The sequence below is a fragment of the Altererythrobacter xiamenensis genome, from assembly GCF_900177715.1.
GTDB classification, from domain to species: domain Bacteria; phylum Pseudomonadota; class Alphaproteobacteria; order Sphingomonadales; family Sphingomonadaceae; genus Erythrobacter; species Erythrobacter xiamenensis.
On sequence record NZ_FXWG01000003.1, the window covers coordinates 637,308 to 662,599 of the forward strand.

Annotated in this window: 27 protein-coding genes and 1 tRNA gene; 16 read left to right on the forward strand and 12 right to left on the reverse strand. The window is 61.1% G+C overall.

What is annotated here, in order from left to right; all coding sequences use genetic code 11:
- The first annotated feature begins 32 nt into the window (after positions 1 to 32).
- The gene (trmFO, locus tag CCE89_RS13680) at positions 33 to 1,400 is read left to right on the forward strand and encodes a methylenetetrahydrofolate--tRNA-(uracil(54)-C(5))-methyltransferase (FADH(2)-oxidizing) TrmFO (protein WP_086438600.1); all 1,368 of its coding nucleotides are present in this window, start codon (positions 33 to 35) and stop codon (positions 1,398 to 1,400) included.
- Here the strand turns inward: trmFO and CCE89_RS13685 are convergent.
- Both CCE89_RS13685 and CCE89_RS13690 read right to left on the reverse strand, forming a co-directional pair.
- Positions 1,397 to 1,864 carry an EF-hand domain-containing protein gene (locus CCE89_RS13685; protein ID WP_086438601.1) on the reverse strand — a complete coding sequence of 156 codons (468 nt, stop codon included), beginning with the start codon at positions 1,862 to 1,864 and terminating at the stop codon, positions 1,397 to 1,399. The two genes, trmFO and CCE89_RS13685, sit on opposite strands and share 4 nt — an antisense overlap.
- A gap of 26 nt (positions 1,865 to 1,890) precedes the next feature.
- Positions 1,891 to 2,556, reverse strand: coding sequence for a hypothetical protein (locus CCE89_RS13690; protein WP_086438602.1), 666 nt, complete (start codon positions 2,554 to 2,556; stop codon positions 1,891 to 1,893).
- 172 nt (positions 2,557 to 2,728) lie between these two features.
- On the opposite strand from CCE89_RS13690, the gene CCE89_RS13695 reads away from it, so the two are divergent.
- The 3 genes from CCE89_RS13695 to CCE89_RS13705 are packed head-to-tail and all read left to right on the forward strand — an operon-like array spanning position 2,729 to position 4,997.
- Entirely contained in the window at positions 2,729 to 4,018 is a 1,290-nt protein-coding gene (locus tag CCE89_RS13695) for a TadE/TadG family type IV pilus assembly protein (protein WP_086438603.1), read from the forward strand.
- Positions 4,015 to 4,512, forward strand: coding sequence for a TadE/TadG family type IV pilus assembly protein (locus CCE89_RS13700; RefSeq protein WP_086438604.1), 498 nt, complete (start codon positions 4,015 to 4,017; stop codon positions 4,510 to 4,512). Before CCE89_RS13695 ends, CCE89_RS13700 begins: the two co-directional genes overlap by 4 nt.
- Positions 4,509 to 4,997 (forward strand): TadE/TadG family type IV pilus assembly protein, encoded by a 489-nt coding sequence (locus CCE89_RS13705; RefSeq protein WP_159456660.1) that lies wholly within the window; start codon positions 4,509 to 4,511, stop codon positions 4,995 to 4,997. Before CCE89_RS13700 ends, CCE89_RS13705 begins: the two co-directional genes overlap by 4 nt.
- 39 nt (positions 4,998 to 5,036) lie before the next feature.
- Here the strand turns inward: CCE89_RS13705 and CCE89_RS13710 are convergent, their stop codons facing one another.
- The 3 genes from CCE89_RS13710 to CCE89_RS13720 all read right to left on the reverse strand — a co-directional run bounded on the left by CCE89_RS13710 (position 5,037) and on the right by CCE89_RS13720 (position 7,913).
- On the reverse strand, positions 5,037 to 6,440 hold the full coding sequence (locus CCE89_RS13710; RefSeq protein ID WP_086438606.1) for a pyruvate dehydrogenase complex E1 component subunit beta: 1,404 nt from the start codon (positions 6,438 to 6,440) through the stop codon (positions 5,037 to 5,039).
- Positions 6,440 to 7,519 carry a pyruvate dehydrogenase (acetyl-transferring) E1 component subunit alpha gene (pdhA, locus tag CCE89_RS13715; RefSeq protein WP_086438607.1) on the reverse strand — a complete coding sequence of 360 codons (1,080 nt, stop codon included), beginning with the start codon at positions 7,517 to 7,519 and terminating at the stop codon, positions 6,440 to 6,442. Before pdhA ends, CCE89_RS13710 begins: the two co-directional genes overlap by 1 nt.
- 133 nt (positions 7,520 to 7,652) lie before the next feature.
- Positions 7,653 to 7,913 carry an FtsB family cell division protein gene (locus CCE89_RS13720; RefSeq protein WP_327078649.1) on the reverse strand — a complete coding sequence of 87 codons (261 nt, stop codon included), beginning with the start codon at positions 7,911 to 7,913 and terminating at the stop codon, positions 7,653 to 7,655.
- Positions 7,914 to 8,148: 235 nt separating this feature from the next.
- On the opposite strand from CCE89_RS13720, the gene CCE89_RS13725 reads away from it, so the two are divergent.
- Genes CCE89_RS13725 through CCE89_RS13735 form a run of 3 tightly spaced genes read left to right on the forward strand, consistent with a single transcriptional unit; the run spans position 8,149 to position 11,159 of the window.
- The gene (locus CCE89_RS13725; protein WP_234990090.1) at positions 8,149 to 9,015 is read left to right on the forward strand and encodes a mechanosensitive ion channel family protein; all 867 of its coding nucleotides are present in this window, start codon (positions 8,149 to 8,151) and stop codon (positions 9,013 to 9,015) included.
- A 39-nt stretch (positions 9,016 to 9,054) separates the two neighbouring features.
- Complete coding sequence (locus tag CCE89_RS13730) at positions 9,055 to 9,969, forward strand: haloalkane dehalogenase (protein ID WP_086438610.1); 915 nt, start codon at positions 9,055 to 9,057, stop codon at positions 9,967 to 9,969.
- A complete protein-coding gene (locus tag CCE89_RS13735; protein WP_234990091.1) occupies positions 9,966 to 11,159 on the forward strand; it encodes an MFS transporter in 1,194 nt (397 codons plus the stop codon). Before CCE89_RS13730 ends, CCE89_RS13735 begins: the two co-directional genes overlap by 4 nt.
- Positions 11,160 to 11,209: 50 nt before the next feature.
- On the opposite strand, the gene CCE89_RS13740 is transcribed toward CCE89_RS13735, so the two are convergent.
- A tRNA-Arg gene (locus tag CCE89_RS13740) sits at positions 11,210 to 11,286 on the reverse strand.
- A gap of 73 nt (positions 11,287 to 11,359) precedes the next feature.
- On the opposite strand from CCE89_RS13740, the gene CCE89_RS13745 reads away from it, so the two are divergent.
- Complete coding sequence (locus tag CCE89_RS13745) at positions 11,360 to 11,914, forward strand: DUF421 domain-containing protein (protein WP_086438612.1); 555 nt, start codon at positions 11,360 to 11,362, stop codon at positions 11,912 to 11,914.
- Between the two features lie 12 nt (positions 11,915 to 11,926).
- On the opposite strand, the gene CCE89_RS13750 is transcribed toward CCE89_RS13745, so the two are convergent.
- Genes CCE89_RS13750 through grxC form a run of 3 tightly spaced genes read right to left on the reverse strand, consistent with a single transcriptional unit; the run spans position 11,927 to position 13,541 of the window.
- On the reverse strand, positions 11,927 to 12,406 hold the full coding sequence (locus CCE89_RS13750) for a DUF1178 family protein (RefSeq protein WP_086438613.1): 480 nt from the start codon (positions 12,404 to 12,406) through the stop codon (positions 11,927 to 11,929).
- Between the two features lie 26 nt (positions 12,407 to 12,432).
- The gene (locus CCE89_RS13755) at positions 12,433 to 13,266 is read right to left on the reverse strand and encodes a carbon-nitrogen hydrolase family protein (protein WP_086438614.1); all 834 of its coding nucleotides are present in this window, start codon (positions 13,264 to 13,266) and stop codon (positions 12,433 to 12,435) included.
- An 11-nt stretch (positions 13,267 to 13,277) separates the two neighbouring features.
- Entirely contained in the window at positions 13,278 to 13,541 is a 264-nt protein-coding gene (gene grxC, locus CCE89_RS13760) for a glutaredoxin 3 (RefSeq protein WP_086438615.1), read from the reverse strand.
- 181 nt (positions 13,542 to 13,722) lie between these two features.
- Here grxC and CCE89_RS13765 point away from each other — a divergent pair, with 181 nt between their 5' ends.
- Entirely contained in the window at positions 13,723 to 14,184 is a 462-nt protein-coding gene (locus CCE89_RS13765) for an Hsp20 family protein (RefSeq protein WP_086438616.1), read from the forward strand.
- 355 nt (positions 14,185 to 14,539) lie between these two features.
- On the opposite strand, the gene CCE89_RS13770 is transcribed toward CCE89_RS13765, so the two are convergent.
- From CCE89_RS13770 to tpiA, 3 genes are all read right to left on the reverse strand, one after another.
- Positions 14,540 to 16,174 (reverse strand): CTP synthase, encoded by a 1,635-nt coding sequence (locus tag CCE89_RS13770; RefSeq protein ID WP_086438617.1) that lies wholly within the window; start codon positions 16,172 to 16,174, stop codon positions 14,540 to 14,542.
- Positions 16,175 to 16,268: 94 nt separating this feature from the next.
- Positions 16,269 to 16,685: a preprotein translocase subunit SecG gene (gene secG / locus CCE89_RS13775; RefSeq protein WP_234990092.1), complete on the reverse strand. Its 417-nt coding sequence runs from the start codon at positions 16,683 to 16,685 to the stop codon at positions 16,269 to 16,271.
- Between the two features lie 43 nt (positions 16,686 to 16,728).
- The gene (gene tpiA / locus CCE89_RS13780) at positions 16,729 to 17,490 is read right to left on the reverse strand and encodes a triose-phosphate isomerase (RefSeq protein WP_086438618.1); all 762 of its coding nucleotides are present in this window, start codon (positions 17,488 to 17,490) and stop codon (positions 16,729 to 16,731) included.
- A 193-nt stretch (positions 17,491 to 17,683) separates the two neighbouring features.
- On the opposite strand from tpiA, the gene CCE89_RS13785 reads away from it, so the two are divergent.
- Genes CCE89_RS13785 through trpC form a run of 7 tightly spaced genes read left to right on the forward strand, consistent with a single transcriptional unit; the run spans position 17,684 to position 25,289 of the window.
- A complete protein-coding gene (locus CCE89_RS13785; protein ID WP_086438619.1) occupies positions 17,684 to 19,618 on the forward strand; it encodes a peptidylprolyl isomerase in 1,935 nt (644 codons plus the stop codon).
- A gap of 9 nt (positions 19,619 to 19,627) precedes the next feature.
- Entirely contained in the window at positions 19,628 to 21,154 is a 1,527-nt protein-coding gene (gene trpE, locus CCE89_RS13790; protein ID WP_234990093.1) for an anthranilate synthase component I, read from the forward strand.
- Positions 21,151 to 21,963, forward strand: a complete 813-nt coding sequence (locus CCE89_RS13795; RefSeq protein ID WP_086438620.1) for a phosphodiester glycosidase family protein — start codon at positions 21,151 to 21,153, stop codon at positions 21,961 to 21,963. The genes trpE and CCE89_RS13795 overlap by 4 nt, the downstream gene beginning before the upstream one ends.
- Positions 21,964 to 21,967: 4 nt before the next feature.
- The gene (pip, locus tag CCE89_RS13800; protein WP_086438621.1) at positions 21,968 to 22,924 is read left to right on the forward strand and encodes a prolyl aminopeptidase; all 957 of its coding nucleotides are present in this window, start codon (positions 21,968 to 21,970) and stop codon (positions 22,922 to 22,924) included.
- Positions 22,921 to 23,505 (forward strand): anthranilate synthase component II, encoded by a 585-nt coding sequence (locus CCE89_RS13805; RefSeq protein WP_086438622.1) that lies wholly within the window; start codon positions 22,921 to 22,923, stop codon positions 23,503 to 23,505. The genes pip and CCE89_RS13805 overlap by 4 nt, the downstream gene beginning before the upstream one ends.
- Positions 23,502 to 24,494 (forward strand): anthranilate phosphoribosyltransferase, encoded by a 993-nt coding sequence (trpD, locus tag CCE89_RS13810; protein WP_086438623.1) that lies wholly within the window; start codon positions 23,502 to 23,504, stop codon positions 24,492 to 24,494. The genes CCE89_RS13805 and trpD overlap by 4 nt, the downstream gene beginning before the upstream one ends.
- Before the next feature lie 9 nt (positions 24,495 to 24,503).
- Positions 24,504 to 25,289, forward strand: a complete 786-nt coding sequence (gene trpC, locus CCE89_RS13815) for an indole-3-glycerol phosphate synthase TrpC (RefSeq protein WP_086438624.1) — start codon at positions 24,504 to 24,506, stop codon at positions 25,287 to 25,289.
- The last annotated feature ends 3 nt before the right edge of the window (positions 25,290 to 25,292 follow it).

Sequence of the window (25,292 nt, forward strand, 5' to 3'; positions counted from 1 at the left end):
AGACCATGGGGGGCAAGCACTAGGTGCGGCGCATGACGCATGATGTACACATTATCGGCGGCGGGCTCGCCGGCAGCGAAGCCGCATGGCAATTGGCCCGGCGCGGCTATACAGTCCGCCTGTCCGAAATGCGCGGTTCGGGGGAAATGACCCCGGCGCACCAGACGGATGGACTGGCCGAACTCGTCTGCTCGAACAGTTTTCGGTCGGACGATGACACGAAGAACGCCGTCGGCCTGCTCCATCACGAAATGCGCCAGTTCGACAGTCTGGTGATGCGGGCCGGGGAAGTGGCTCGTGTGCCAGCGGGTAGCGCAATGGCGGTCGATCGCGATGTCTTCTCTGCCGAAGTCGAAAAGACGCTCAGTGAGCATCCAAACGTCACGATCGTCCGCGAACGGGTCGACCAGCTGCCCGAAGCCGGCATGACGATTGTCGCGACGGGGCCGTTAACCGCACAGTCGCTTGCCGAAAGCATCGTCACGGCGACTGGGCAGGAGCGCCTCGCCTTCTTCGACGCGATTGCGCCCATCGTGCACCGCGAAAGCATCGACATGTCGAAGTGCTGGATCCAGTCGCGCTGGAACAAGCGCACCGAGGCCTCGAACGAAGACGGTGATTACATCAATTGCCCGATGACGAAGGAGCAATATCTCGCTTTCCATCAGGGGCTGATCGACGGCGAGAAGACCGAGTTTCGCGAGTGGGAGAAGGACACGCCCTATTTCGACGGGTGCATGCCGATCGAGGTCATGGCCGAACGCGGTGTCGAAACCCTGCGCTACGGACCAATGAAGGGTGTCGGGCTCGATAACCCTTATGACACGAGCGAGGAACATCCGCAGGGTCGCTGGCCCTACGCCGTCGTCCAGCTGAGGCAAGACAACAAGCTTGGTACACTTTGGAACATGGTCGGTTTTCAGACCAAGCTTAAGTATGGCGCCCAGATCGAGCTGTTTCGAACCATTCCCGGGCTGGAGAATGCCGAGTTCGCGCGTCTGGGCGGCCTGCATCGCAACACGTTCCTGAACTCTCCGCTGGTACTCGACCGCCAGCTTCGGTTGCGCAACGCGCCGCATATCCGCTTTGCCGGGCAGGTGACGGGGTGCGAGGGTTATGTCGAGAGCGCCGCTGTGGGCCTGATGGCGGGTATGATGGCAGCGAGCGAATTGGCCGGGCGCGACTGGCCCGCCCTGCCGCGCTCAACCGCGATGGGGGCGCTGCTCAGCCACATTACCGGGGACGCAGAAGCAGCCACATTCCAGCCCATGAACGTCAATTTCGGACTCTTTCCGCCACTGCACGAAGTGAAGAAGAAACAGCGCAAGGAGGCCTATACCGACCGGGCCAAGCGCGACCTTGTCGAGTGGATTGCGGCGAGCGAGCCGCTACCCGCCTAACAGCGGCAACTTGGCTTCTTGGGCTTTGAGCGTTTGGGCGCCGTGGTCGCGAACTCGCGCTGCGTGAGCTTGCCATTGCCGTCTGCATCGGCTCCTTCGAAGCGATCTGCCGTGGTTACCGCCCATTCCTCGAAGGTCAGCAGGTTGTTGCCGTCGACGTCGAGCCTGCGGAAACCGTCGCTGCGGGTCGAAAGCATTTCGTTGCGGGTGATGGTGAGATCGCGATTGCGATCATAGCGGAAGAAGCGGCGCTGTTCGCGGGTCAGCTCACTCGCTTCGGGCGGTTCCGGGCCGGTCATGTCGGTGGGATCGGTCACCGGCAGTTCTTCCGGGTCGGGCGCAGCGTCCTCCACCTCGGGCGGCGGCGGCGCTTTTTCCTCGACCTGCGCGCGACTTTCCCACCAGTAGAGCCCGACACTTGAAACGATAAGGCCGAGGAACAATCCGAGTATCACTCGCCCCAATATTGCCCCCCTGAGATTGTCGTCGCCTAGTTGCCAGTCACCCCTGCTCGCAAGGCGATGAGCGCCGCAGTCCGCCCCTCCATCAGCGGGCGACCGCCGCGTTCCACAGAGCGACGGGCCAGCGCATCAAGCACGGCAAACCCGCGAAAACCGCGAGCAAAGCGTTTAGGAGAGCTACCTTGGGAACTTGCCAGACGCAGCATTAAAAGCCTTTCATCGCCCTGCGCTGTATTGGCAGCTGCATCCGCCAACGCCCAGCGGCGCAACGCCGCTCCCGCATCCGTGGGGGACGCCTCGTTCAGAGGAGCAACCAGGGTCAACATTGGAGCTATCCGCCCGTTGGCGAAATTCAGCAGCGAGCTTTCGCTGAGGGGCGGCTCTACCAGCATATGCTCCCAGCCATCGACGAGAGCCGAAAGCGCCTCCTCCTGCCCTTCCCAATGGTTGCCGATTGCATCGAGCACGGCATCACCTGTGGGACGCATAGCGACAGGGTTGGCAAACATGTCGCGCCACCAGGCGAGCCGCATCTGCCCGAGCATGGGTTCGGTAGTCTTTGCGACGATCCTGCCGAGCCGCTGATCGAGCGCAAAGTAAACCGACATTGGCGCGCGCAGGTTGCGGGCCATGTAACCGATCGCAATGCGATGCTCGGCGGCGAGCGGTTCACCTTCGATTTCTGGTAAATCCATGGCGCCGCACGGACCATCCCCAAGCTCGGCTGTCAACCAGGTTCGAAGCCCCTAAGCCCCCCGCCCAGCTACGTAAAATCCAGTATATTAGACGAAAGTTAACCGTCATCTGCAACTAGACCTATTGAGTCTCGCGATAGAGAGATCGCAGGTAATATGGACGAGGCAACCGATGGGATTTCGTAGTTTCCTGCGCAATTTACGCAGTGACAAGTCCGGCAACGCCGCGCTGATCGTGGCTTTGGGTATGCCGGCACTGATCGGCGGAACAGGATATGCCGTCGACACCGCGCAATGGTACACCTGGAAGCAGGAATTGCAGTTTGCGACCGACCAGGCCGCAATTGCGGGGGCTTATGCGCAGTCCAAGGAGATCACACAGCAGGATTACGCGACGCGTGCCGAGCAGGAGTTCGAAGCCAATCTCGCGATCACTGCGGATATTGCGTCGGAGCCGGACATTTCTCTGGCGAGCTACAATGGCGGCACCGATAACAGCGTGATCGTCCGCGCCTCGGCTACCGCCACTCTTCCCTTCAGCAGCTTCCTGACCGGCAAAGGCACGACCGTCAGCGTATTCAGCCAGGCCCGCTTTCAGCAGGGCGCCAGCTACACAAGCTGCGTGATTGCAACCGATGACGATGATGACGGCGCTATCACGATCCGTGGCAACGCGACGCTAACAGCAGGTTGCGGCATGGCTGCACTTTCCAATTCCGATCAGGCAATTATCGTTGACGGGAACCCTCAAGTCGACGCCGGTTACATCATGTCGGCAGGCGGGATCGACGATGCGCTGACCAGCCTCGGCGACAACCAGCTCCTCGAATATGTTGAGGGGCTCGAAGATCCCTATGACGACTTGACCCCGCCAGACAATCCGACGCCGCGCGAATACAAATGCCAGAACAACAGGGGCAGCAAGTTCGCCAGTCTCCAACCCGGCACCTATTCCGATCTCACGATCCAGTGCGACACGATTCTTGCCGGCGGTATCTATGTGATCGAAGGCGGATCGCTCGACATCAATGCTCAGGACGACCTGACCGGAAACGGCGTGATGTTCGTTCTGAAAGACGGCGCCAACATCAAGATCAACGGCGGATCCTCGGTAAACCTTACCGCGATGACCATCGGTGAGTTGATAGCGGCCGGCGTTTCTGCCGAAGATGCCGAAAAACTGGCAGGTATGCTGATATTCGAAGATCCGAACGGCGACGAAGCAAGCAAGGATCACGTCATCAACGGCAATGCCTCGACCGTCCTGAATGGAATCGTTTACCTGCCGAAGAGCCATGTGAGGTTCAACGGCACGGCCAGCGTGACCAGCCAGTGCTTCATGCTTGCCGCCAGCACCATCGACATAGGTGGAACTGCGGATATGACGAGCTTCTGTCCGCCCGATGAGGTGATCGACGAAACCGTTCTGACGACGAAATCGCTGGTGAGGTTGGTCGCATGATGCAGCGGCTCAGAAACTTCGGACGCGATACGCGTGGCACCATGGCTATCGAAACGGCGTTTCTCGCGCCCGTCCTCGTGACCTTGAGTATAGGCGGGTTCGAAGCCAGTCAGATGATCGCGCGACACGGTGAATTGCAGAGCGCTGCTGCAGAGGCTTCCAGCATCGTGCAGGCAAGTCCGCCCGAAACCGACGAGGAACGCGCAGTAGTCGAAGATGTGATCGAGGCATCTACAGGCCTTGCGGACAACAAGGTGACGCTCGAGTTCGCCTATCGCTGCGGTGTCGAGGAAAACTATACAAACTCGCGGCTTATCTGTCTTGGCGACGACGCGACCGATGGTGACGATATCGACGAGGGCGGCTACTCGACCGAGGAAATCAGCACCTTCATCCGTATTCGCGTGAAGGACACATACACGCCGCAATGGGTGGAGTTCGGGATCGGCGAGCCGGTCGAATACGATGTCGAGCGCACGGTGCAGGTGTCATGATGCGGGCCGCCGAGAGATTGCTCCGACTTCGTCGTGACAATGACGGTGCCGTGATCGTGGAGTTCGCCCTGATCGGGCCGGTATTTCTCGCTATGCTTCTCGGCGTGGTGCAGGTCGGCATGGGGATGCAGTCCTACAATGCGATCCGCAATGTCGCATCGGACGTGTCGCGCGACGTGATGATAGAGTACCTCACCAACAACAAGCTATCCGCCAACCAGATCAAGCAGACAGCGCTCGCGACATCGGTTTCCGCGCCCTATCTACTCGACGGTGAGAGCCTTGAGGTCGAGGTAACCGAGCCCGATACACAGCGCATTGACGGCGCAAAAGAGTTCGCGTTCACGATCAGGTACGACATCCCCTCTGTGCTCAGCTTCATGGGCTTTGAGGCGCCGACGATCGAACACAAGCGCCCGATCTTCGTGATAAAGGAAGATGCCGGTGGTGGCTCTTCGGAAGGCGAAGGCGAGGCGGAAGAATAGCTGACAAGGCGGGCCCGCTCGGCCCGCCCCATCATCGGATCAATCCTTGTAGCACACCTTCTTTGCTGCCTTCACGATGCGAGGCGCATCGATCAGCGCGAGCTTTTCGAGGTTGGCGGCGTAGGGCAGCGGCACATCCTCGTTGCAGACGCGCAGGACCGGCGCATCGAGATGGTCGAACCCTTCCTCCATGCAGATCGCAATCACTTCAGACGCGATGGAGCAGGTCGGCCAACCCTCTTCGGCAATCACCAGACGGTTGGTCTTGGCAAGCGAGGTCAGGATCGTTTCGCGGTCGAGCGGACGCAGCGTGCGCAGGTCGATCACCTCCGCATCTATGCCCTCGCCCGCCAGCGCCTCAGCCGCTTCGAGAGCAAAACCGACACCGATCGAATAGCTGACGATCGTGACGTCGGAGCCTTCGCGCATGATCCGCGCCTTGCCGATCGGCAGGACATGGTCGTCGAGGTCGGGAACGTCGAAGCTCCGCCCATAGACGAGCTCATTCTCGAGAAAGACTACGGGGTCTTCGCAGCGGATCGCAGCTTTCATCAGACCCTTTGCATCGGCCGAATCGTAAGGTGCGATCACGATCAGCCCGGGGACCGAGGCGTACCATGGCCCGTAGTTCTGGCTGTGCTGCGCGCCGACGCGTGAGGCCGCGCCATTGGGGCCGCGGAACACGACCGGGCAGCGCATCTGGCCGCCCGACATGTAGTTGGTCTTGGCCGCCGAGTTGATGATATGGTCGATCGCCTGCATGGCGAAATTAAACGTCATGAACTCGACAATCGGGCGTAGGCCGCCCATCGCCGCGCCCGTTCCGATACCGGCAAATCCGTATTCGGTGATCGGCGTGTCGATCACGCGCTTGGCGCCGAACTCGTCGAGCAGGCCTTGAGTGACCTTGTAGGCACCCTGGTACTCGGCGACCTCTTCGCCCATCACGAAGACCCGGTCGTCGCGGCGCATTTCTTCCGCCATAGCGTCACGCAACGCCTCGCGAACCGAGGTGCTGGTAAAGCTGGTGCCTTCGGGAATGTCGGGATCGTTCTTCGGTTCGGTCCTCGGCTTTTCCGGAGTCATCGAGCCATCGTCGTCCTCGCGGCCGACGTCCTTGCCCTCGCCCGGAACATCGTCGACTTCCGCCGCATCATCGGCGGTATCGCTCGATGGCGCCTCCACATCGCCAGCGTCCTCGCCTTCTTCGGCGAGCATGGCGATGACAGTGCCGACCTTCACCTCCTCGGTGCCCTCAGCAATGAGTATCTTGGCGAGCGTGCCTTCATCGACCGCTTCGAATTCCATCGTCGCCTTGTCGGTTTCGATTTCAGCGATGATGTCGCCGGAAGAAATGGTGTCGCCTTCCTGCTTCAGCCATTTCGCGAGAGTGCCTTCCTCCATTGTCGGGGAGAGCGCGGGCATCTTGAGCTCGATCGCCATCAGTATTCTCCCACCAGAACATCGGTGTAGAGTTCGGACGGATCCGGCTCAGGCGAGCTCTCTGCGAAATCGGCACTTTCGGCGACGCGCGAACGGATCGACTTGTCGATTGCCTTCAGGTCGTCCTCGGTCTTGCCCTTTTCCATCAGGATCTTCTTGATGCCTTCGATCGGGTCCTTGTGTTCGCGAACATCCTGGACTTCCTCACGGCTGCGATATTTAGCAGGATCGGACATCGAGTGACCGCGATAGCGATAGGTATTGCACTCCATCAGCACCGGGCCCTTGCCCTCGCGAACGTGCTTGAAGGCAATTTCGGCCGCACCGCGCACTTCGAGCACGTCCATACCGTTCACATCCATGCCCGGAATGCGGAAGGCGGTGCCGCGCCGGTGGAACTCGGTCTCGGCGCTGGAACGCGCCGTGCTTGTTCCCATCGCGTACTGGTTGTTCTCGACCACGAACACGATGGGCAGGTTCCAGAGGGCAGCCATGTTGAAGGTCTCGTAAACCTGCCCCTGGTTGGCTGCGCCGTCCCCGAAGTAGGCGAGGCACAGCCCGCCATCGTCGCGGTACTTGTGTGCGAGAGCGAGACCGCCGCCGAGCGAAACCTGCGCTCCGACGATGCCGTGGCCGCCGTAAAACTTATGCTCGGTCGAGAACATGTGCATCGACCCGCCCTTGCCCTTCGAAATACCGGCCTGGCGCCCTGTCAGTTCTGCCATGATGACATTGGGATCGATGCCATAGGCGAGCATGTGGCCGTGATCGCGGTATCCGGTGATCACGCTGTCGCGATCGTTGTCGAGCGCGCTTTGCAGGCCGATCGCGACCGCTTCCTGCCCGATGTAGAGGTGGCAGAAGCCTCCGATCAGGCCCAGGCCGTAAAGCTGGCCTGCCTTTTCCTCGAACCGGCGAATGAGCAGCATCTGCTCGTAGAAGGTGAGCATCTCCTCTTCGCTCGCATCATAGCGCGGGTTTTTCTCGTGCGCTTCCTGCAGGCTGTGAAGGATGAAATCGGGATTGTCGGCGGGCGCCTTCGCGCTCTTCGCTGCCGCTTTCTCAGACGCTTTGGCCAAGCTGTTTTCCTTGCGTTGCGTTAGGCCCTGGGGAGGAATAAGGCCGTCGCGGCTATAGTCACAAGCGATCGGGTTACGCAACGTCAAGCGCGTCTCTGCATACGAAAAACCGGACTGTATCGGAAGTTCGCGCTCAATCCTCGAGCGTAATCACGACCTCGTCCGGATGGACGACGTTGAGATCAGACCGCAGCAACTCGCCCACCAGGTCGGGATCGGCGGCAGCAGGGTCGAGCAGAGCCACGCGATTGCGGAGCTCGTCACGCTTTGCGGTGAGCGTATTGATCCGCGCCTCGCGCTGTTCGAGCAGCGAAGCCTGTTCGCTCCACGACAGAAGGCCGGTCGGTCCGGCGATAGCGAGAACCGTCAGGCACAACAGTCCGGCCAGAGCCAAGCCCTGCCTCACCTGCTCCCGCGGCAGCCGCTGAAAGATTCCCCCACGCTTCATATGCTCACAGAATCACAGTTAACGCCCCGAAACAAGCGTATTCTACGCGAAGTTGGCGCAATCGGGTAATTAATAAGACCAAGAGAGCCCGTTCGCATTGGGGATAGCGAGTTGCACCAGTTCGGCGGAAATGGAACCCAGCGCGCCAAAATCCGTTAACTCGCCAAAGACGGGGGTTTTAATGTTCGATATCATCAACAATCAGCTCAACATCATGTGGACCAGCTTCGTTCAGCTGATCCCGCAGATGATGATCGCCTTTGCGATCCTGCTGATTACGGGGTTGGTTGCCAGCTTTGCTGCAAAGATCGCTGACAAAATCGTCGGCAAGACCGACATTCGTCCTTCGCTGCGTAATCTGATCGAAACGCTGGTCAAACTCGGTGTCTGGCTCACCGGCATATTCGTCGCCGCCATCGTGGTCTTCCCCGGCCTGACCGTCGGAAGCCTCATCGCAGGCCTTGGTATCGGCGCGGTCGCCATCGGCTTCGCCTTCCAGGACATCTTCGAAAACTTCCTCGCAGGTGTGCTCATCATGCTGCGCGAGAAAATGCGCATCGGCGACGTGATCGAGGCAGAGGGCATTACCGGCAAGGTCGAGCATATTACCCTGCGCGAAACGCATGTGCGCAAGCTCTCGGGCGAACTTACCGTCGTGCCCAACTCGATACTGTTCAAGAACCCTGTCGAGATCTTCACCGACGAGACCAAGCGTCGTCATGAAGTCGATGCAGGGGTGTCCTACGATACCGATCTCGACGAGGCGGCCGAGGTAATCCGCAAGGCAGTCGAAAGCTGCAGCAACGTCGATACCGAAAAAGGCATCGACGTCTTCGCCTATGAGTTCGGGGCAAGCTCGGTGAACTACAAGGTGCGCTGGTGGTCAGGCTCCAAGCCGCGCGATGGGCATGAAAGCCGCGACCAGGTCGTTCGCGCGATCAAGCGGGCTCTCGATAATGCGGGGATCGAAATTCCCTTCCCCTATGTTACGCATACCTTCAAGGAGAGGGTGCCATTGGGCAAGGAACCGGGCGAACCAAACGCATAGAGCCCTTCCTTCCGCCCTCCGCTGCAAGGAGACGATGCGATGGAAGTGCTCTCATACGATCCCGCACGGTTTAATGACCTGCCCGACTACGCTTTTGCCGAGAACTGGATCGAAATCGATCTTGGCGATGGGCATACGGGCCGAATGCATTATCTCGACGAGGGGTCGAAAGCTGCGCCGCCCGTGCTTTTGTTTCACGGCGAGCCGAGCTGGAGCTTTCTCTATCGCAAGATGATCCCGGTCCTGCTCGATGCCGGTTTCAGATGCCTGGCACCTGATCTCATTGGGTTTGGGAAAAGCGACAAGCCTGATGACCAGGCCTTTTATACTTATGACAGGCATATCAGTTGGCTCAAGCATTGGCGCGAAGCGGTGGTGCCGCAGAAAGCGGCGCTCTTCTGCCAGGATTGGGGCGGATTGCTCGGTTTGCGGATGGTGGGAGAAGAACCCGACCGTTTTGCATGCGTTGTCGCAAGCAACACCTTCCTGCCTGTCGGGGGAACGCCGTCTCAAGCTTTCCTAGCCTGGCGGGAATTCGCCAAATCCTCGCCCGAGTTCAAGATAGGCGAGCTTCTGCAACGTGCGACCCAAACAGAGCGAAGCGCGGCGGAGATCGCAGCCTATGATGCGCCCTTCCCCGACGAACCCAGCAAGGCTGGCGCACGCGCGTTCCCCGCTCTCGTTCCGGTCGAGGACGGGATGGACGGAATAGCGCAGAACAAGGCAGCATGGACTGGTCTTTCCCAATACGACAAGCCATTTCTGACCCTGTTCGGTGAAGACGATCCGGTGACAGGCGGGCTTGGCGAGCAGCTTTCGAAGCGCATCAGGGGAGCCGAGGGTCAACCCCATGCCATGCTGAGCCAATGCGGACATTTCTGCCAGGAAGATCGGCCGCTGGAGCTTTCACAAGGCATCATCGACATGGCGCGCAAAGCCGGATTTCTCGCTTGAGCGAGTCACATTATCTCAGCCGCGCGCAGGAATACGGGCTCGCGGCGACCACCGCGGTCGTGACGGCCAACGCCTACTACATTCACCCGATCATCAGCGAAGTGGCTGACAGCTTTTCGGTGGGGCAAGCCGAGATCGGCATTGTCCCGGCGCTCAATCAGCTTGCGCTGGCGCTCGGCATTTTGCTGCTCCTCCCGCTCGGCGATCGCTATTCGAACCGCAGGCTCTGCATCCTGTTCGTATCGCTGCAGAGCCTCGCGATGCTGGGCATGGCACTCGCCACACAGTTTCTGGTGTTCACGGCCGCATCCACGATCCTCGGTTTCGTGACTGTCGCGCCGTATCTGCTGCCTGCATTCGCCTCGAAGCGGGTCGCACCGGAGCGGCTCGGTCAGGTCACCGCTTTCCTCACCGCAGGTGTCATCTTCGGTATTCTCGTCGCTCGCGTCGGGGCAGGTATCGTTGCCGAGCAGTTTGGCTGGCGCACAGTCTACTGGATCGCCGTCGCGCTGATGTTCGCGGTGACCTTGATGCTGCCCGTTTCGATGAGAAGTGAGACCAGCGCGGACAAGACGCCCACCGGCTCCTATCACGAGCTTGTCCTCTCAGTATTCCGCTTGACCCGCACCTACCCCGAGGTTCTCTGGTCCGCAGCAATTCAGGCGCTCAACTTCGCCATGTTCACCGCAACCTGGCTGGCCCTGGCCCTACACCTCACCAGTCCCTCGCTCGGATATGGCGTCGATACGGTGGGCTATCTCGCCGGTATCGCTGTCGTCAGCATCTTTGCGACGCCCAGGCTGGGCAGATTGGCGGACAAGATCGGCGCCCGCCGCGCGCGGGTCTACGCAGCCCTGCTCCAGCTTTTCGGTGTCGCCCTGCTCTATCCCCTGGGTTTCAGCGCATGGGCCCTGATCGTGCCGCTGGTGCTGATCAATCTCGTCGGGCCAAGCGTGGATGTAGCGGGGAGGATGACATTCCTGTCGCTCGATCCGTCGATCCGTACGCGCCTGACCACTATCTACATAGTTATCATGTTCGTTGGCGGAGGAATCGGGAGTATCCTGGGAACCTGGAGCTTCGATACCTACGGTTGGGCCGGCACTTGCGCCGCAATCTTGATGGCATCCATAGTGGTGACGGCAATGTCCATAATGGCGGAACGGAGCTGGCGCGCACGACAGGCGTAAGCCGAACCCGGCGGCCCGGTGCCTTCAGGCCAATTCGCCATGTCGGTGGATGGTGCGCCCGACAGGATTCGAACCTGTGGCCCCCAGATTAGGAATCTGGTGCTCTATCCTGCTGAGCTACGGGCGCCCGCTGCGCTCTCTATCGCCACGCCAAGCCTACCGCAATCGGAACATTGAAACCTCCGCGTCATTGGTCTTGCATGGATCAAGCACAAGACGTCATCGGGTGGTTCGAAAGCTGGGACAGGATGCAGAATGTCGCGATTGGCGCGATATTCTTTTACGCCTTCATCGTTCTCCTGGTGAGGATACTCGGCAAGCGCACGACCAGTCAGATGAACAATTTCGACTGGATTATCACCATCGCCGTGGGGAGCCTTGCTGCGAGCGGCATTCTGTTGCGCGACATCGCCATTATCGAGGCGGTTGCGGCGATAATCATTCTGGCAGCGGCACAATGGTTCACGACGTGGCTCGTCCTTCACAGCAAGCTATTTTCGCGGGTCGTGAAAGCCGAACCCACTCTGCTCACTCACAAGGGTGAGTATCTCGAAGACGCGATGAAGCGTATGCGGATATCGAAGGAAGAGATTGCGAGTGCCCTGCGTCAGCACGGCATGACCCAGCTCTCCGACGCCAACTGGGTCATTCTCGAAACCAATGGCGAAATGACCGTCATTCCGCAAAAGGACACCACGATCGAGGACGTTCAGACGATGGCCGATGTGGGTCGTCCGCAAAGCCTGCCGAACTGAACGGTTACTTCTTCAGTTGAGCTTGTCGGGCGGCGCGACCGGAAACGGCAGCGGAGCGACAGCGATCCCTTCATCGATGAGCCCCTTGGCCTCCTCGGCGCTCGCCTGACCATGGATGGGGGTCTCGTCCGCCTCGCCATAGTGCATGGCGCGAGACTTCTCAGCGAACTTGTCGCCCACCCAGGTGCTCTTCTCGAGCGCTTTGGCCTGAGCCTTGGCCAGAGCGGCAAGCGCCTTCTTGACCTCGGCCGGCATAGGCGTGTTCGAAACCGGATGCTGGTCGCTTTCGGCAACCTCGACAGGTGCCGCTTCGGATCGCGAGTTACCTTTGGCAGGGACTGCCGGCGCCATGGGAGCCTTCTCCACTTCGGCCGAGCCGCATTCCGGACACGCGAGCAGTCCACTCTCGCGCTGTTCGGCGAAATCGCCTGAAGAGCCGAACCAGCCTTCGAAGCGATGGCCGTGGTCACATATGAGGTCGTATACGATCATGTCGTTCAGATAATACGCTTACATTCTTAACTTGAGGTCTCTGACTTAGGGATTGGACGGCGATTGGCAAGGCTCGGAACTTGCGCTCTGACCTGAGCAATCCGTTCGAGGTCGATGTCGGCAAAGCCAAGTCCCGGTCCTTCCCCGGCCATATCGAGCAGGACCTCGCCCCAAGGATCGACTACCAGGCTGTGGCCATAGGTCGAACGTCCGTCCTGATGCTCGCCGACCTGCGCTGCAGCGATCACGAAAGCGCTGGCTTCGACTGCGCGCGCTCGCAACATGAGATGCCAATGCGCTTCGCCCGTGGGTACGGTGAAAGCGGCCGGTACGGAGATCGCATCGCAGCGGCGCTGCCCCAGTTCTTCGAACAGGGCGGGAAAGCGTACGTCGTAGCAGACGGTGAGGCCGAGTTTTCCGATCGGCGTATCGTCGACGGTGACGACCTCTTGGCCGGGCTCATACGCGTTGCTCTCGCGCCAGCTTTCTCCGCCTGCAAGTTCGACATCGAACATATGGATCTTGTCGTACTGGACCGGGTCGCCCCCACCTGATCGGAAGTAGACCGAGCGGTTTGCCCAGCGGTTGCCGCTTCCCTTGGTCGGCATAGACCCCAAGGCGATGTCGATGCCGATATCTTGCGCGGTCTTCGCGAGTTTCTCGGCCATCTCTGCGGGCCCGCTACTCTCGATCCAGGCGGCCGCCCGTGACCGGTCGCGGTCGAGGAGGAGCGCCATTTCCGGCGTAAACAGTATATCCGCCCCGCCCTCGCGAGCGTTCTTCGCGGCGCTGACGATGGTCTCGCAGTTTGCCTCGGGATCGATACCCGAGTTCATCTGAAGCAGAGCGATGCGGGTCACGGCGGAACGTCTCAGCCTGCCAGCAACGTGTCGAGCTTGCCATCACGTTCGAGCGCGGCAAGTTCGTCCGACCCGCCAACATAGGTGTCGCCGATGAAGATCTGCGGGACGGTGCGCGCATTGGGCGCGCGCTCCAGCATTTCCTCGCGTTTCGGCCCGCCCATGGTGATGTCGAACTCGTTGTATTCCGCCCCCTTGCTGTCGAGCAGGCTTTTCGCGCGATAGCAGAAGCCGCAGCCGAACTTTGTGTAGATGTCGATTACCGGAGTGCTCATTGTGGACCCTTGCCTGTTATTGCTCAGTTCGCGCAGCCGGATGTCTTGAAAGACCATGGGCGCAAACCTATCTTTCCTGCGTCGCCACTCGCCACAATCGGGAGCGGACGACGCAATTGCAGGATGCTCGATTAGCAGGTCCTGCACAGTGTTCAAATTGCTCAAGAGAGGATTTGTTTCTATGTCACGTATCGACCTTACCCCATATCGCCGTTCGACTGTCGGTTTCGACCGCCTTTTTGACCTCCTCGAAGGTCAGGCGCGAGCCAATTCCGGCGATAACTATCCCCCTTTCAACATTGAGCGCCGCGGTGAGGATGTTTACCGCATCACGCTCGCCGTCGCCGGATTCCGCCCGCAGGATATCGACATCACTGCCCAGCAGAACCTGCTGGTGATCCAGGGCAAGAAGCGCGAAGACGATCCGACAGGCGAAATGCTGCATGTCGGCATTGCCAACCGCGGTTTCGAACGTCGCTTCGAACTCGCAGACTATGTGCGTGTCGAAAATGCCGATCTGGCTGATGGCCTGCTCTCAGTCGACCTCGTGCGCGAAGTGCCCGAGGCGATGAAGCCGAAGAAGATCGCCGTGAATGGTATCAAGACCATTGAGAGCGAGAAGAGTGACGAGAGCGACGCCTGAGGCGCGCTGATCCGCTCTACACATACCTGGCTGAAAAGCATGGGGGCGAGCCGTAAGGCCCGCCCCCGCGACCAATAAAGTCGCCTCGTCTGGATCTGACCGTCCGGGTCGCAGAAGACGGTCAGCCCCAGATCGAGCTCATGCGCGGAAAACCGTTGTGAATGCCCCCCGCAATTTCAAACGGACAAATTGCTGTCCTCCCCCTTCATAAAACATGAAGGTCCGGCTCTTGGGGTGCGCGAAAAATGCTGATGGCGCAAGGTTTTTCTCGTCGGCTTGTACAAACACGACAGACTATTTCGCGAGAGCGTAATTTGCCCCCGTCGTGTACCTTGCGAACTGCAGCAAACCCCGGTCAGACCAATCGAGATTGCTCCACCGCAGCTTCGATAAATCGAGCGAACAACGGGTGCGGAGCGAACGGCTTCGACTTGAGCTCAGGGTGGAATTGCACACCGACGAACCAGGGATGGTCGGGGCGCTCGACGATTTCAGGCAGAAGCCCATCCGGCGACATGCCGGAAAAGACGAGGCCCTGCTTCTGAAGCGGTTCGATGTATTTCCCGTTGACCTCGTAGCGGTGGCGGTGACGCTCCGAAATTTCGGTCGCCCCTCCATAAATTCGCGAGACGTGACTGTTGCCCGCGAGCTTCGCGTCATAAGCGCCGAGACGCATGGTGCCGCCGAGATCGCCACCCGCTTCTCGGGTCTGCAATCCTTCTTCACTCATCCATTCGGTAATGATGCCGACAACCGGTTCGCTGGTTTCGCCGAACTCGGTCGAGCTCGCCGTCTCGAAACCCGCTGCGCGCGCGCCTTCGATGCAGGCCATCTGCATGCCCAGGCAAATCCCGAAAAAAGGCACCTTGCGCTCGCGTGCGAAGCGGACGCTGGCGATCTTGCCCTCGCTACCGCGCTCGCCGAAGCCCCCGGGCACAAGGATACCATGTAACGGTTCGAGCTTCGCAGCGATATCGGCATCATCGCCTTCGAACACCTCGGCATCGATCCAGCGGATGTTGACCTTGACGCGGTTGGCGAGGCCACCGTGCACCAGCGCCTCGTTCAATGACTTATAGGCATCGGGCAGGCCGACATACTTGCCGACGACGCCGATGGTCACTTCGCCTTCGGGGTGGAAGTAGCGGTCGGTGACGTCTTCCCAGGCAGAAAGATCGGGCGCGGGCGCATCATTTATCCCGAAGGCGCGCAGGACTTCGGTATCGAGACCTTCGTCGTGATACTGCTGCGGCACCGAGTAGATCGAAGGTGCGTCGAGCGCGGGAATGACCGATTCCGCGCGCACGTTGCAGAACTGCGCAATCTTGCGGCGCTCGCTGTCCGGGATGGGATGCTCTGCACGGCAAAGCAGCACGTCGGGCTTGATGCCGAGGCTCGCCAGTTCGCGGACCGAGTGCTGGGTCGGCTTGGTCTTCAACTCGCCTGCTGCCGCGATGTAGGGCACAAGCGTGACGTGGACCGAAACCGTCTGATCGGGCTCGAGCTCGTTTCGCAGCTGGCGGATCGCTTCCATGAACGGGAGCGATTCAATGTCGCCCACGGTACCGCCGATCTCGCACAGGATGAAATCGTGATCGTCCTGATCGTCGAGCGCGAAGGCCTTGATCGCGTCAGTGACGTGCGGGATCACCTGCACCGTCGCGCCGAGATAATCGCCGCGACGCTCCTTCGCGATAATATCGCGATAGACGCGGCCCGAGGTTATGTTGTCGCTCTGGCGCGCTGAAACACCCGTGAAGCGTTCGTAGTGCCCCAGGTCGAGGTCGGTCTCGGCCCCGTCGTCGGTCACATAGACCTCGCCGTGCTGATAGGGGCTCATCGTCCCTGGATCGACGTTGAGATAGGGATCGAACTTGCGAATCCGGACCTTGTAGCCACGCGCCTGCAAGAGCGCCGCGAGGCTAGCTGCCATAAGACCTTTACCGAGCGAGGAGACCACGCCGCCGGTGATGAAAATATACCGCGCCATGGGAGTCGGGCCTTAAGCGTTCAATGGGATTCGGCGCAAGCAAATTGCGATTGCGGGAGCGCCGCAATCCACAGTCACGACTGCTTGCGATGGATTATTCGGTCTGGCCGGCGAGCGGATCGTCGCTCGCAGGAGCAGGTTCGCCTGCCGGTTCTGCCGGAGCGGCCAGCGGGTCTGCCGCGCCGCCCAGCGGATCGGCCGGTGCGACATTGCGGTCGATAGTCGAGGTAATCTCGTCCGCACCGGTGGTTTCGACGGCCACCGCAGCGAGCGCGATCGACAGCGCGACAAAGGCGACTGCCAGCCACTTGGTCGTGCGGGTAAGGAAGTCTGCCGCGCCGCGCGCACCCATCAGGCCGCCCGGGCTTCCGCCGATACCGAGGCCGCCGCCTTCCGAGCGCTGCATCAGGATGACCCCGACAAGGGCTGCGGCGACGATCGTCTGGACCACGGTGAGAAAGATGAAGAGCGACATATCGATGACTTCCGGAAATAGGTTTGCGCGGCGCATTTAGGCGCCGCAGGCCATTGCGACAAGGGCGAGGCGCGCCTTATCAGCCTTCGGAGGTTTCCCCGGCGGCGAGCGCAATGCCCATGAAACTGTCTGCAGTGAGGCTTGCTCCGCCCACCAGAGCCCCGCCAACTTCGTCAGCAGCGAGGATTTCGCGCGCATTGTCGGGCTTGACCGAACCACCATAAAGAATGCGGATTTCCGCCCCCTTTTCCGCACCGTAGAGCTCGACCAGCAAGGCGCGAATGGCGCGATGCATTTCCTCGATATCTGCGACCGTCGCGGTGTTTCCGGTACCGATCGCCCAGATCGGCTCGTACGCGACCGTGAGGAGGTTGTCCGGATCCTCGATCTCGGGCAGCGAGGCACGCAACTGGTCGGTGACGAACTTCACCGCCTTGCCGGCATCGCGCGTGCTGGCGCTTTCGCCGCAGCACATGATGACCCGCATACCGGCCTTGAGCGCGGCCTCTGCCTTGGAACGGACGAGCTCGTTGCTCTCGCCGTGGCATTCGCGCCTTTCGCTGTGTCCGAGGATCACGAACTTGGCGCCCGCATCGGCCAGCATCGGAGCGGAAATATCGCCCGTAAAGGCGCCATCCTCGCCGGGATGGCAATCCTGCGCGCCAATGCCGATCTGTTCCGCTTCACGGTGAGCGGCATGGATCAGAGTGTATGGCGGCGCGATTGCCACCTCTACTTTCATGTGGCGTTGGGCTGCACGGTCGATCGCGCGTGCTTCGGAAAGCATCGCGCGTGTCCCGTTCATTTTCCAATTTCCGACTATGTAGGGCCTGAGGGCCATGCGTATTTCCTGAAATGTAAACGAATCTTGCCCTGATATAGGGCGTGGGGGGCCGCGTCCGCTAGCCGACCTTCACGATCCAGTCAAAACCGTTTGTCACCTGTTGCGGGGAGGTCGCAGGGCGGATAAAGCGCTGGACCTGTTCGGGCCATTCGCCCGCCTCTATCCACTACTTGAGTCAAGTTAGCCCCTCATGATCCAGCTTTTCCGCAGATTCTTCTCTTCCAAGATCGGTCTTGGCATCACGCTCGCCTTTCTCGGGCTGATCGCGCTGGCCTTCGCCAGCATGGACGTGTCGGGCACGGCCACGTTCGGAGGTGTATCGGGTGGCGACCGCGTGGCGGTTGTCGGCGACGAGAAAATCGGGACGGCCGATCTCAACCGCCGTGCGCAGAATGCGTTGCAAGGGATTCGTCAGGAAAACCCGACGCTCTCGATGCAGGCCTTTGTCGAACAGGGCGGTCTTGATGGCGTGCTTGAGCGAATGATCGATCGTTTTGCAATTACAGGATATGCGGACGAGTACGGTATTCGCGCGGGCGATAATCTCGTGAATAGCGAGATCCTCCAGATCCCTGCATTCCGAGGCCCTGACGGCAGTTTCAGTCAGGAGGTCTATCAGGCGGCGTTGAACCAGCAGAGCCTGACAGACGCCATGCTGCGCGATGATCTGCGCACCTCGCTGATCGAAAGGCAGATCATGCAGAGCGCCACTGCAGGCACGGCCATCCCGACCAAGCTGGCACGCAATTACGCCGCGCTGCTGCGTGAGCGCCGCGAAGGCTCGATCGCTCTGATCCCCAGCGCTGTGTTCGCGCCCGAGGGCGATCCGAGCAACGCGCAGCTGCAGGCATTCTACGAAGAGAACCGGAGCCGCTATATCCGCCCCGAACGCCGCACCATCCGCTATGCGAGCTTCGGCATCGGAGCGATCGATGCAAGCGTTGCCCCCACCCCGGCCGATATCGCAGCACGCTATGAGCGAGATGCAGAGCAGTATGCGGCAAAGGAAAGCCGGACGATTACGCAGTTGATCGTCCCGACCGAAGATGCAGCCAATGCCATCCGGCAGCGCGTGAGTGGCGGCGCTTCGCTGGAAGCGGTCGCTCGCGAAGCAGGGTTCAGCACCAGCTCTGTCGGTCCTGTCGAGCGTGGTGAACTGGCCGATAGCGCCAGCCCTCAGGTTGCCGCAGCGGCCTTCGCGGCTCCTCGTGGAAGCATTGCCACGCCGGCCCGCAGCGGTCTCGGCTGGCATGTTGTCCGCGTGGACGGGATCGAAAGCACGCCTGCGCAGACACTGGCCCAGGCGACGCCTTCGATCCGTGAGGCCTTGCTCGTCGAAAAGCGCAACGAAGCCCTCGCCGACCTGAGCTCGCGAGTCGAGGAGCAGATCGACGGCGGCGCCCCGCTCAGCGAAGTGGCCGAAGAACTCGGGATCGAGGTCAACACTTCGCCACCTTTGACAGCAGATGGCCGCGTCTATGGAGAGCAGGGCCGCGGAGCACCCGAGCAATTGCAGGATGCGGTGAGCGTCGCATTCCAGATGGATGAAGGCGAACCGCAACTCGCCGAGATCGTGCGTGGCGAAACCTTCCTCATCTTCGAAGCGGCAGACATCACGCCCTCTGCAACCGCTCCACTGAACGAGATACGGGAGCAGGTGATAACGCAGTGGCGCCTTGCAGAAGGTGCGCGTCTGGCTCGCGAAGCTGCCGATCGGGTAATGGAGCGGTTGGGCGAGGATACCACCCTTGCCGCCGCCGTTCGCCAGGAAGAAGAGCGCCTTCCGCCGGTCGATTCTATCAACCTCACCCGCGAACAGCTTGCCCAGCGTCAGCAGCGGGTGCCCGCACCGCTCGCGCTGCTCTTCAGCATGGCGCAGGGCACGGCCAAGCGCCTCGAGGCTCCGAACGATCTGGGCTGGTTCGTGGTCGATCTCGACGAGATATCGACCGATGAGGTTGCAGCGGACGATCCGATCGTTGTCGCGACGCGGCAGCAGCTCGGCGATACGCTCGCACAGGAGTATTCGTCTCAGCTGGTGGCCGCAATGCGCGAAGAACTTGGCGTCGAGAAGAACGAGAGCGCAATCGAGGCTGTCCGCAAGCAGCTGCTCGGCGAAAGCTGACCGGAGCCGGTGACCCAGTCCTTTCTGCCAGCGAATGCAGCCAATGCGACGGATGAGCTAGCGGCAGGTCGCCCTGCCCTAGTCTGGCGCAAGGTCATTGCCGACACTGAAACGCCGGTAGGCGCGGCGGTAAAACTGATCGAGGAAGGCCGCGGCGATTTCCTGCTTGAATCCGTCGAAGGCGGCGAAGTCCGCGGGCGCTACAGCCTGCTCGGCCTCGATCCGGACCTGGTTTTTCGCGCTTCCGGAGCGAACGCCGAGATCAACTGGACTTGGCAACATGATCGCGATGCGTTCGAGCCGTGCGATGGCGATGCGCTGGCCGAACTGCGCGCGCTCGCTTCGGCATGCCGGATCGAAACGCCTGAAGAATTGCCACCAGCTCTCGCCTGCCTCGTCGGCTATTTCGGATACGAAACGATAGGTCTCGTCGAAAAGCTGCCGCGTGCGCCGAAAAGCGAGCTCGACCTTCCCGACATGCTGTTCGTCCGTCCGCAGGTCATCCTCGTGTTCGATGGCCTGACCGACGAGCTTTTCTGCATCGCGCCGATCTGGTCGGTGGAGCAAGCGGATGGCGCTATCGAACGCGCGATTGAGCGCGCAGGCGAGCAGATCGACGAGGTTCTGCGTCAACTGTCGAGCGCGAGCGCACCTGACGAACGCCGCAGCGATCTACCGGACATGTCGCTAGATCCGGTGATGCCAGCAAGCGATTACAAGGCCATGGTTGCGCGGGCGAAGGATTACATCACCGCAGGCGACATTTTCCAGGTGGTGCTGGCGCAGCGTTTCACCTGCCCGTTCCTGTTGCCGCCACTGGCGCTTTATCGCGCCCTCCGCAGGGTCAACCCCTCTCCCTTCCTCTATTTCCTCGACCTGCCCGGCTTTGCGGTGGTCGGATCAAGCCCGGAAATCCTCGTCCGCGTGCGCGATGGCGAAGTCACGATCAGGCCGATTGCCGGAACGCGCCCTCGCGGCAGCGATGCGCGGGAGGATGTGGCAAACGAGCAAAGCCTGCTCGCCGACGCCAAGGAACGCGCCGAACATCTCATGCTGCTCGACCTCGGGCGCAATGATGTCGGCCGTGTGGCCGAGCGTGGCAGCGTGGAAGTCACCGACAGCTTCACGATCGAACGTTACAGCCATGTCATGCACATCGTCAGCAATGTGGTGGGACGGCTCGATGCCAGCCACGACGCTCTCGACGCGCTGTTTGCGGGCTTTCCCGCCGGAACGGTTTCCGGCGCGCCCAAGGTTCGCGCCTGCGAAATCATCGCGGAGCTGGAGCCGGAAACGCGCGGCGCCTATGCCGGCGGTGTCGGGTACTTCGCGCCGGACGGTTCGGTCGACAGCTGCATTGTCCTGCGCACCGCGGTGGTGAAAGACGGCACCATGCATGTACAGGCGGGTGCGGGAATCGTCGCCGACAGCGATCCCGACTATGAACTCGATGAATGCAAGGCCAAGGCCGGTGCGCTGATCGCTGCAGCGCGCGAAGCGGCAAGGGTCGCCAGTGAAGCGGAATACGGTCAATGAAGACAGCCCTCCCTCTCTTCGCGTTCTCCCTCGCCCTCGTTGGCTGCGACCAGCAGGGCGGAGAGCCGGTGATGCGAACCGAGATTGGCAAGGGTTCGCAGGAGATGACGACCGCGCGCCGCTCGCTATCGCCGTGCGAAGTGGTGATCTTCGAAACCGTGCCGCTGACGCATTGCGTCGCCGATCCGGCCAAGCACACCATCACCACCGTCCTCGCGAATGACGAGGGCCAGCCCTATCGCTCGCTGCGCGCTTACGGCGAAGCGCTGGGTGACGATGCGGTAAACATCGCCTTCGCCGTCAACGGCGGGATGTACGACGGCGACGGCGAGCCGATCGGTTATTACGTCGAGGATGGCGAGAGGCTGAAGGAACTGAACCGCGCGGATGGCCCAGGTAATTTCCATCTCAAGCCAAACGGCGTCTTCTTCGGAACCGATGGCAAGTGGGAAGTGCGGACCAGCGACAATTTCTACGCCAATGTCGGCGATCGCCCCCAATTCGGCACGCAGTCCGGCCCAATGCTGGTGATCGGCGGCAGGCTTCACCCTGAAATACAGGATGACGGGCCGTCAAAGGCAATCCGCAACGGCGTGGGCGTCGACGAAGAAGGCCGCGCGCATTTCGTCATCGCGGATGCGCCGCTCAGCTTCGGCCAGCTGGCGCGGTTTTATCGTGACGAACTCAAGGTATCAGACGCGCTGTTCCTCGACGGGAACGTCTCCGCCTTGTGGGACCCGCTCGCAGAGCGGCTCGATACCGGCGCCCAGATCGGCCCGTTGATCGCAGTGAAAAATCGCGAGGATTGAGGCGATGGAATACGAAAGAGCGCTGTATCCCGAGATCGAGCCGTACGAGACCGGCATGCTCGACGTGGGCGAAGGTCACAGCCTTTACTGGGAGCGTTGCGGCACGCCCGGCGCGAAACCCGCCGTCTTCCTCCACGGCGGACCGGGTGGCGGCATGTCTCCGGCACACCGTCGCCAGTGGAACCCCGAACTCTACGACGTGCTGCTGTTCGACCAGCGCGGCTGCGGCAAGTCGACGCCCTTCGCCGAGATCGAGAACAACGATACCTGGCGCATTGTCGAGGACATCGAGCGCCTTCGCAAAATGTGCGGGCACGAGAAATGGCAGGTCTTCGGCGGAAGCTGGGGCGCGACCCTCGCGCTCGCCTATGCCGAAAGCTATCCCGAACGCACCAGCGAGATCGTCCTGCGTGGTGTTTTCCTTGCTCGCGCGCAAGAGAAGAGCTGGCTCTACGAATACGGCGCGAGCGAGATCATGGCTGAGCAATGGGATCAGTTTACTGGCCTCATTCCCGAAGGGGAGCGCGGCGACCTCGTGCGCGCCTATCACAAGAGACTGACCAGCGATGACGAGGCAACGCGTCTTGCCGCTGCGCGTGAATGGTCGCTGTGGGAAGGCTCGGTCGCGACGCTGCTCCCCAATGAAGACCTGATGAGCGATTTCGAAGACCCAGCCAAGGCCGTGCCCTTCGCGCGGATCTGCGCGCGGTTCTTCCTCGAAGATTTTTTCCTCGAAGAGAACCAGCTGCTGCGCGGCATCGACAAGATCAGGGACATCCCGGGCATTATCGTCCAGGGTCGCCACGATATCTGCACCCCGCCTGCCGCCGCCTGGGCGGTGAAGAAGGCATGGCCCGAATGCGATCTCAGGATTGTCCATGATGCCGGACACAGTGCGGGCGAGCCGGGTATTATCGACGGTCTCGTGCGGGCGACCGACGAACTGGCGGGGAAGACATGATCCTCGTCATAGACAATTACGACAGCTTCACCTTCAACCTCGTTCACTACCTGATGGAACTGGGCGCAGATGTCCGCGTGGAGCGCAATGACGCGCTGACGGCGCAGGAGGCTCTGGCGACCAATGCAGCGGGCTTTCTGATTTCGCCCGGCCCCTGCACGCCGAACGAGGCGGGCGTGAGCCTCGATCTCGTCGCGGCCTGTGCGGGTGCTGGAAAGCCCCTGCTCGGCGTGTGCCTAGGCCACCAGGCGATCGGCCAGCATTTCGGCGCCCGGGTCGAGCGCGGCGGGCTGATGCATGGCAAGACTTCAGCCGTCACTCATGACAATAGCGGGCTGTTCGCAGGGATCCCCTCCCCCTATCAGGCGACGCGCTATCACAGCCTCGTCGTGCAGGATCAGCCGGACGAACTGATCGTCAATGCAACATCGGAGGATGGTTACACCATGGGATTCCGGCACCAGACGCTGCCCATACACGGCGTGCAATTCCATCCTGAGAGCATCGCCACACAACACGGCCACGCCCTGCTCGCCAATTTCATGCGGATTTGCGGCATCGAGCCCGAGGAACGATCATGAAGCGCCTGCCATCAGCCAGCGAACATCTTACCGAGAAAGAGGCCGAAGAAGCCTTCGGATGGATCCTCGACGGGGAAACCAGCGAGGAAGAGATCGCGCGCTACCTGATCGAGATGACCGAGCGCAGCGAAACCGCCGAGGAAATCGCGGGGGCAGCGCGTGCACTGCGGGCGCGCCTAATCCCGGTCGATGCGCCCGAGAATGCCATCGATTGCTGCGGCACCGGTGGCGACGGGCATCACACGCTCAACGTCTCCACTGCAGTGAGCCTGGTCGTCGCGGCCAACGGCGTACCCGTCGCGAAACACGGCAACCGCGCAGCCTCGTCAAAGTCAGGGGCAGCCGACACACTGGAGGCGCTGGGCCTCGACATGGAGGCTGCAGGCCGCACGGCCGAGAAAACGCTGGCCGAGATCGGCATCTGTTTCCTCTTTGCCAAGAATCACCACCCGGCGATGGGGCGGATTCAGCCCATCCGCCAGCGCATCGGCAAGCGCACGATCTTCAACCTGATGGGCCCGCTTTCCAATCCCGCAGGCGTGAAGCGCCAACTGATCGGCATCGCGCGCCCGGGATACGTCCCGATCTATGCCGATGCCAAGGCGCGGCTCGGGACGGAGCGCACCATGATCGTTTCGGGCGATGAAGGCCTCGACGAACTCAGCCTCGCTGGCGGCAATGAAGTTGCCGATGTTACGGGAAACGCGTTCGAAATGCGCCGTGTCGATGCTGATATCATAGGATTGCCCCATTCTCCGGTCGAAGCCATCCGCGGCGGTGATGCGACCCACAATGCGAAGGCTCTGAAGTCTCTTCTCGACGGAACACCCGGCCCCTACCGTGACGCGGTCATCTTCAACGCTGCAGCAACGCTGGTTGTCTCGGGCGAAGCGGAGAACTGGCTGGCGGGTGCTGGCATGGCAAAACGCGCACTCGACAGCGGAGCGGCATCGCGACTGCTCTCGCAATGGATCGAGATGGCGCGCTAGGACTCACGGATGAACAAGCTAGAGGAAATCTGCGCGAACAAGCGCGTCGAAGTCGGCCAGAGGCGTGCCGAACGGTCTGTCACGGCTCTCGACCACCGCGCCGCAGGCCGATCCGCGCCGCGCGGCTTCGAAAATGCCCTGCGCAAGCGCGCAAATGACGGATTCGCCCTGATCGCCGAGATCAAGAAGGCTTCCCCTTCGAAGGGACTGATCCGCGCGGATTTCCAGCCTGCGGATCACGCGCGCGCCTACGAGGCGGGCGGCGCCACTTGCCTTTCCGTGCTCACCGATGCGCCCTACTTTCAGGGTCACGAGGACTATCTGGTCGAGGCGCGAGAGGCCTGTAGCCTCCCCGTCCTTCGCAAGGATTTCATGGTCGACCCCTGGCAGGTGGCCGAAGCGCGCAGCATCGGTGCAGATGCGATCCTCATCATCGTCGCCGCGCTGGAAGATAGCGTGATGGCCGAGATCGAAGCCGCAGCGAGAGAGCGCAAGATGGACGTGCTCGTCGAAGTTCACGACGAGGCGGAAATGGAGCGTGCAGCGCGGCTCAACTCTCGCCTGATCGGCGTGAACAACCGCGACCTGAAAACATTCACCACCGATCTCGCCACGACCGAAAGGCTGGTTTCACTCGCGCCCGAGGGAACGCTGCTCGTCGGTGAAAGCGGTATCAACACGCACGCCGATTGCGAGCGTCTGGCCGCCGCCGGAGTGCGCACTTTTCTGGTAGGCGAGAGCCTGATGCGGCAGGAGGATGTCGCGGCAGCAACGCGCAATCTGCTGCAGGGTTGAGCT

What these genes read in the sequence shown, in the direction of transcription:
- trmFO (WP_086438600.1), top strand. Translation starts at nt 33, where the DNA reads ATGACGCATGATGTACACATTATCGGCGGCGGGCTCGCCGGCAGCGAA.
- CCE89_RS13690 (WP_086438602.1), bottom strand. Translation starts at nt 2,556, where the DNA reads ATGGATTTACCAGAAATCGAAGGTGAACCGCTCGCCGCCGAGCATCGC.
- CCE89_RS13695 (WP_086438603.1), top strand. Translation starts at nt 2,729, where the DNA reads ATGGGATTTCGTAGTTTCCTGCGCAATTTACGCAGTGACAAGTCCGGC.
- CCE89_RS13700 (WP_086438604.1), top strand. Translation starts at nt 4,015, where the DNA reads ATGATGCAGCGGCTCAGAAACTTCGGACGCGATACGCGTGGCACCATG.
- CCE89_RS13705 (WP_159456660.1), top strand. Translation starts at nt 4,509, where the DNA reads ATGATGCGGGCCGCCGAGAGATTGCTCCGACTTCGTCGTGACAATGAC.
- CCE89_RS13710 (WP_086438606.1), bottom strand. Translation starts at nt 6,440, where the DNA reads ATGGCGATCGAGCTCAAGATGCCCGCGCTCTCCCCGACAATGGAGGAA.
- CCE89_RS13725 (WP_234990090.1), top strand. Translation starts at nt 8,149, where the DNA reads ATGTTCGATATCATCAACAATCAGCTCAACATCATGTGGACCAGCTTC.
- CCE89_RS13730 (WP_086438610.1), top strand. Translation starts at nt 9,055, where the DNA reads ATGGAAGTGCTCTCATACGATCCCGCACGGTTTAATGACCTGCCCGAC.
- CCE89_RS13745 (WP_086438612.1), top strand. Translation starts at nt 11,360, where the DNA reads ATGGATCAAGCACAAGACGTCATCGGGTGGTTCGAAAGCTGGGACAGG.
- CCE89_RS13750 (WP_086438613.1), bottom strand. Translation starts at nt 12,406, where the DNA reads ATGATCGTATACGACCTCATATGTGACCACGGCCATCGCTTCGAAGGC.
- grxC (WP_086438615.1), bottom strand. Translation starts at nt 13,541, where the DNA reads ATGAGCACTCCGGTAATCGACATCTACACAAAGTTCGGCTGCGGCTTC.
- CCE89_RS13765 (WP_086438616.1), top strand. Translation starts at nt 13,723, where the DNA reads ATGTCACGTATCGACCTTACCCCATATCGCCGTTCGACTGTCGGTTTC.
- CCE89_RS13770 (WP_086438617.1), bottom strand. Translation starts at nt 16,174, where the DNA reads ATGGCGCGGTATATTTTCATCACCGGCGGCGTGGTCTCCTCGCTCGGT.
- secG (WP_234990092.1), bottom strand. Translation starts at nt 16,685, where the DNA reads ATGCGCCGCGCAAACCTATTTCCGGAAGTCATCGATATGTCGCTCTTC.
- tpiA (WP_086438618.1), bottom strand. Translation starts at nt 17,490, where the DNA reads ATGGCCCTCAGGCCCTACATAGTCGGAAATTGGAAAATGAACGGGACA.
- CCE89_RS13785 (WP_086438619.1), top strand. Translation starts at nt 17,684, where the DNA reads ATGATCCAGCTTTTCCGCAGATTCTTCTCTTCCAAGATCGGTCTTGGC.
- CCE89_RS13795 (WP_086438620.1), top strand. Translation starts at nt 21,151, where the DNA reads ATGAAGACAGCCCTCCCTCTCTTCGCGTTCTCCCTCGCCCTCGTTGGC.
- pip (WP_086438621.1), top strand. Translation starts at nt 21,968, where the DNA reads ATGGAATACGAAAGAGCGCTGTATCCCGAGATCGAGCCGTACGAGACC.
- CCE89_RS13805 (WP_086438622.1), top strand. Translation starts at nt 22,921, where the DNA reads ATGATCCTCGTCATAGACAATTACGACAGCTTCACCTTCAACCTCGTT.
- trpD (WP_086438623.1), top strand. Translation starts at nt 23,502, where the DNA reads ATGAAGCGCCTGCCATCAGCCAGCGAACATCTTACCGAGAAAGAGGCC.
- trpC (WP_086438624.1), top strand. Translation starts at nt 24,504, where the DNA reads ATGAACAAGCTAGAGGAAATCTGCGCGAACAAGCGCGTCGAAGTCGGC.